This is a genomic window from Aerococcus sp. L_32, assembly GCF_050689315.1.
This window is the reverse complement of the sequence record NZ_JBOEQF010001011.1, coordinates 1-671: the sequence shown is the minus strand read 5'-3', so window position 1 is coordinate 671 and position 671 is coordinate 1. Positions and strand designations below refer to the sequence as shown.

General features: G+C 41.3%; 1 protein-coding gene and 1 pseudogene. Both read left to right on the top strand.

Going from position 1 to position 671, the window contains the following annotated elements; translation table 11 throughout:
- Positions 1-220: pseudogene (locus tag ACRCJ0_RS17915) on the top strand (GntP family permease); the annotation flags it as partial.
- Between the two features lie 25 nt (positions 221-245).
- The coding region (locus tag ACRCJ0_RS17910) for a glycerate kinase (protein WP_431391490.1) at positions 246-671 on the top strand (426 nt) is incomplete at its 3' end.

The following is a 671-nucleotide window of genomic DNA, read 5'->3' as shown; positions in this document are numbered from 1 at the left end:
ACCTGCTATCTTGCAAACAGGTATTGCACCACTCAATGCTGCTATTATGGTTCATACTGGTGCAGTAGTGATCGATCATTTACCACATGGGACTTATTTCCATGTATCTGCAGATGCAGTGGATATGTCGTTTGCGGATAGAATGAAGTGTATTGGCTATGAATCAATTATTGGTCTATCAATCGCTACAGTCGCCACTATTATTTACGGCATTTTATAATCAAGGATAAAAAGGAGAAGAAGGTATGAACAAGAAAATACTAGTAGCCCCTGACTCGTATAAGGGCAGTTTAACAGCATTACAGGCAAGTGAAGCAATTAGCACAGGGATTAAACGCGTTCTACCGGATGCAGAAATTGTATCATTACCTATGGCAGATGGTGGAGAAGGGACAGTTCAATCCTTAGTTGACGCAACAGAAGGAAACCTTCATCAATTAGAAGTTGTTGGACCTTTAGGGACGCCGGTTACTGCAACCTATGGTATTTTAGGTGACGGCAAAACGGGTGTCATTGAGATGGCTGAAGCGTCTGGTATTGGGTACGTGAATGACCAAACGAAGAATCCTTTAGTAACAACAACCTATGGTACAGGTCAACTTATTCTAGCTTGTATTGATCAAGGGATAGAAGAAATTATCTTAGGGATTGGTGGATCAGCAACAAATGAC